This is a genomic window from Dietzia sp. DQ11-44, from assembly GCF_014145205.1.
In the GTDB taxonomy this organism is placed as follows: domain Bacteria; phylum Actinomycetota; class Actinomycetes; order Mycobacteriales; family Mycobacteriaceae; genus Dietzia; species Dietzia natronolimnaea.
The window spans coordinates 1-4,121 of sequence record NZ_JAALEC010000751.1; the positions used below are offsets into that span (position 1 = coordinate 1).

Below are 4,121 nucleotides of genomic sequence, written 5' to 3' on the forward strand. Positions count from 1 at the left end.
TGCGGGTGGGGTCGACAGGTGACTCACCGCGGGTGCGACCCCGCTGCGGGGCCCGGCGGATGGGCCCCGATGCCTCGCCGGGACGCCGGGACGACGACCGATCGCGGCCGTCGCCCCGGCGATCAGAAGGGCGCGGTGGGCGAGCCATGAGCCCTCCTCTCGACTACCTACCTACTGGGGCGGTGCTTTCTTGGGCCGCGCGACCCGATGGCCTGGCTCAGGCGTTGAAGCGCGGGAAGGCGCCGGCGCCGGCGTACCGGGCGGCGTCCCCGAGCATCTCCTCGATGCGCAGCAGCTGGTTGTACTTGGCCACGCGCTCCGAGCGGGCCGGGGCGCCGGTCTTGATCTGGCCACAGTTGCAGGCCACCGCGAGGTCGGCGATGGTCGTGTCCTCGGTCTCGCCCGAGCGGTGCGACATCATCGAGGCGTAGCGGTTGCGATGCGCCAGTTCGACGGCGTCCAGGGTCTCGGTGAGGGTGCCGATCTGGTTGACCTTGACCAGCAGCGCGTTGGCCGCGCCCTTGGCGATGCCGTCGGCCAGGCGCTGGGGGTTGGTGACAAAGAGGTCGTCGCCCACGATCTGGACCTTGTCGCCGATCATCTCGGTGAGGGTGGTCCAGCCCTCCCAGTCGTCCTCGTCGAGCGGGTCCTCGATGGAGACCAGGGAATAGTTGGCCACCAGGTCGGCGTAGACGTCGGCCATCTCGGCGGCGGAGAGCTGCTTACCCTCGAAGTGGTACTTGCCGTCCTTGTAGAACTCGGTGGCTGCGACGTCCAGCGCGAGCGCCACGTCGGTACCGAGGGTGTACCCGGCCTTCTCGATGGCCTCCACGATCACGTCGAGCGCGGCCTTGGTGGAGTCCACCGACGGGGCGAAGCCGCCCTCGTCGCCCAGGCCGGTCGACAGGCCCTTGTCCTTGAGCACGGCCTTGAGGTGGTGGTACACCTCAGCGCCCATGCGCAGGGCCTCACGGAACGTGGGCGCGCCGATGGGGGCGATCATGAACTCCTGCACGTCCACGCCCGAGTCCGCGTGGGCGCCGCCGTTGAGGATGTTCATCATGGGCACGGGCAGGACGTGCGCATTGGCGCCGCCGATGAAGCGGTACAGCTCCAGGCCGGCGGCCTCGGAGGCGGCGCGGGCCACGGCGAGCGAGACTCCCAGGATGGCGTTGGCGCCGACGTGGGACTTGTTGTCCGTGCCGTCGGCGTCGAGGAGGGCCTCGTCGACCAGGCGCTGCTCCTCGGCGGGGATGCCGATCACGGCCGGGGCGAGCACGTCCAGCACGGCCTCGACGGCCTTGGTGACGCCCTTGCCCAGGTAGCGGTCGTCGGAGTCGCGGAGCTCCACGGCCTCGTGGGCACCGGTCGAGGCACCCGAGGGCACCGCGGCCCGTCCGAACGAGCCGTCGTCCAGAAGCACCTCTACCTCAACGGTGGGGTTGCCTCGCGAATCGAGGATCTCCCGGGCTCCGACCTGCTCGATAAGCGCCATCTGTGCTCCTTGGGGAAGTTCGTGGTTCGTCTCTGGGCCGGCACCGCGCTGGGTGGTTGCAGTACCGGGGGCCATTGTTCCACGTCGGTCTACAGGGCGGGCCGAGGCTGCGCCGGGGGGTGCTCACCCTCTCCCTCCACGGGTATGCGCTCCGTCTGTACGCCGCCAGCCCGGGTGCGCGCCGAGGCTGGTCCATTCCGGGCGCGCACTGCTCCCCGGCCGCCCCCGCTCAGCTCCACACGCGAGCAGGATCGACGTGCTGGCCCACGTCCATCGCGTCGTGGAGAACCCTGCCGACCACGAGAACTTCACCGTCGAATCGGCAGACGAGAAAGTGCCGGGGCCGGCTGACACTCCCACCGCTTGATCGACGGCGACTATTCGACAGGTGCCACGACACGACCCCCTCCCCGAGCTCCGGACGCTCGACCAGACCGGGATTGTCAGAGGCGGAGGCCGCATCCCTGAGTGCCGCAACGATCAGTGCTTCATACCGCTTCTGGGCCTGGTCGCCGAACTGCTCATACGACCACCACAGAATCGACGCAATGTCTTCACGTGCGCTCTCTGAGAGACGAAACGTCGCCATCAGCCAGGTGTTTGACCGTCGGCCACAGCCAGTGCACCGATGTCTGCGATGAGGTCGTCAAGGCCCGCCTCATCGACATCCACATAGCGACCCGCCGCCACGTCAGCCCACCCCTGATCGGCAGCTGCACGCAGCGCGGCGAGCCTGGCCGCATCCTCAGCATCGCGTCGCTCCAACAGCCGAAGCCCTTCGCGCAATACCTCGCTGGCGTTCTGGTAGCGCCCGGATGCCACCAGCTGATCAACTAACTCGTGTTGCTGCTGGCCGAGAACAACATTCCGTGTTGGCATACTCATCACCCCTGTTGGCAGAATATGCCAACTCGGCGCCCCAAGCGAGGTCCTGCCGTCACTGTGAACTGATCCGTGGCAGGAATTCTGGCCTCGGCGGGTCAGCGTCGTCGTCGAACTGGAGCTCTGTCCCCGACCGGCGGACTCGCCCCCGCCCCCGGCCACCTACCCTCCCCCACGGCGTCCCGGCACCGGGCCACCCCGGCGATGACGGACCCGGCCCCTACAGTGAGCCCGACGCCGCCAGGACCACCCAGGAGAACGCTGTGGACTCACCCGCCCTCGTCACCGCCCGAGACGCGGCAGCACTCTGATGGCGACCCGGTCCTCACGCAAGGCCACGGCCAGGCGCAAGTCGAGCCCCAGGCGGGCGACGTCAGCCAAGAAGCGGCCCGCCGCGGCGCCGGCGGTTCCGTCTATCCCTCCCGGCCAGCGGGTGTGGCTGCTGGAGCTCCCGTGGGGAGGACTGGGCGGCGGGACGCCGGCCGGGGTGACCTACTACAAGTCGCTCACCGCGCACGCCTACGTCGGTACCGCCCTGCCGAGCCCACTGGAGCCCTACGCCAGCAAGCCCTGCTCCTACCTGCGGTGGCTGGAGGACGAGCTCAACGGCAGCGAGGGCCCGGGCGCGACCGCTGCACCGATGACGCTGCGCCCAGAGCAACACGCGGACGTGGACGCGATCGTCGCTGCCGCCCAGCGCCAGTTCCGACAAGTTCATCTGGCCAACGATGTGGGCACCGGCAAGACCCTGGTTGCGGTGGCCGCGGCGAAGGGCATCGCGAAGTTGCGCGGCGCCCGCACGATCCTGGTGACGGTGGATCGGCCAGCCCGCATCACCATCCCGTCGTGGCGGCGCACCATCGCAGCACTGGGTGACGACAACCAGTGTGACGACGACCTGCGCTGGATCATCATGTCCTCGGACAGCCTGGGCAAGCTCATGGCCCGGAACGGGCGCCCTCGCCTCAAGGTCGATGTGGCGGTGATCGACGAGGCCCACCAGTTCCGGCACGCCAGCAAGCGCACCAGCTACATGCGTCGTCTGACCCGAATGGACGGGCCGCACGAGAAGGCCCCGTTCGTGCTGACGATCACCGCCACCCCGGGCCACCACCCGGGCGTTATGCGCTCTTCGTGGCAGTGTCTCATCAGACGGCTACAGTGCCAGCGGGACTGGGCTGCTAGCCCCAGAGCCGTAGGGGTGGAAGTTGAGCGTGGAGTTGTACTTTGCCAAATGGGCGGCAATCGGTGACGGACCGATGTCTCTCGATCCAGAACTGACTCCACGACGACGGATCAAGGATGGGACACCGATACTCGTAGATGACCAGATGCGACCGATGGAGCCCTGGTGCACTTTCCTACGCTTGTATTCTCAGAACTTAAGCCGCAATACAGTTCGATCTTATTCGCGAGATGCCGTGACATTTGCCAAATTTCTAGATGATCGTGGCGTAACAATTCTAGAGACTGTAGAGAGCGAAATAGCCGCCTTCTGCGACGACCGGCTCAGCAGAGGAATATCGACGCGGACTCTCGACCGTCAATTAGTATTCGTACGCGCCTTTTTTAACTAACTATACGAAACTGGTCAGCGAGATGAACTGCCATGGATCCGGATAGCCAGCAGATCAGTCGTTCATCGTAAAACTCCCTCGACGGACCTAAGGGTGAGGGCTGTTACCCGTGCTCAATGGGATGCCTTCCGAAATGTTGGACTAGCCCCGGTAGTTCACGGGGATCT

At 66.7% G+C, this 4,121-nt stretch carries 4 protein-coding genes; 1 reads left to right on the forward strand and 3 read right to left on the reverse strand.

Annotation, left to right across the window (positions count from 1 at the left end; all coding sequences use genetic code 11):
• Positions 1-217: 217 nt before the first annotated feature.
• The 3 genes from eno to G6018_RS16900 all read right to left on the reverse strand — a co-directional run bounded on the left by eno (position 218) and on the right by G6018_RS16900 (position 2,374).
• Entirely contained in the window at positions 218-1,495 is a 1,278-nt protein-coding gene (gene eno / locus G6018_RS16890) for a phosphopyruvate hydratase (RefSeq protein ID WP_182616059.1), read from the reverse strand.
• A 229-nt stretch (positions 1,496-1,724) separates the two neighbouring features.
• Positions 1,725-2,084 carry a type II toxin-antitoxin system RelE/ParE family toxin gene (locus G6018_RS16895; protein ID WP_182609404.1) on the reverse strand — a complete coding sequence of 120 codons (360 nt, stop codon included), beginning with the start codon at positions 2,082-2,084 and terminating at the stop codon, positions 1,725-1,727.
• Positions 2,084-2,374 (reverse strand): type II toxin-antitoxin system ParD family antitoxin, encoded by a 291-nt coding sequence (locus G6018_RS16900; protein WP_182609406.1) that lies wholly within the window; start codon positions 2,372-2,374, stop codon positions 2,084-2,086. The genes G6018_RS16895 and G6018_RS16900 overlap by 1 nt, the downstream gene beginning before the upstream one ends.
• A gap of 313 nt (positions 2,375-2,687) precedes the next feature.
• Here G6018_RS16900 and G6018_RS16905 point away from each other — a divergent pair, with 313 nt between their 5' ends.
• Positions 2,688-3,629 (forward strand): DEAD/DEAH box helicase family protein, encoded by a 942-nt coding sequence (locus tag G6018_RS16905; RefSeq protein WP_241731167.1) that lies wholly within the window; start codon positions 2,688-2,690, stop codon positions 3,627-3,629.
• Positions 3,630-4,121: the final 492 nt, after the last annotated feature.